This is a genomic window from Gilvimarinus sp. 1_MG-2023, assembly GCF_030548285.1.
Genome location: NZ_JAUOSC010001875.1, coordinates 1 through 230, shown reverse-complemented (window position 1 = coordinate 230; position 230 = coordinate 1). Strand labels below are relative to the sequence as shown.

Below are 230 nucleotides of genomic sequence, written 5' to 3'. Positions count from 1 at the left end.
ATCCTATTGCGATTGCCTGGTCAATGGCCGATGGCATGATCAAAACCACCCTGCTCCAGCCCGATGATGGTTGGGATGACTGGGATTACGCCCTCGAGGACATTCACGGCATCAGCCAGGATACGCTCTATCAGCGCGGCGAAACCACCTGGGCCGTCGTGCGAGAGCTGGAAAACGATCTGGAACAAACCTTCCTGATGACCGACGATCCCGAGCGCATAGAACCCTTG

General features: G+C 56.5%; 1 pseudogene. It reads left to right on the top strand.

The features are described from left to right. Window positions 1–230, top strand: a pseudogene (locus Q4563_RS23195) (hypothetical protein); the annotation flags it as partial.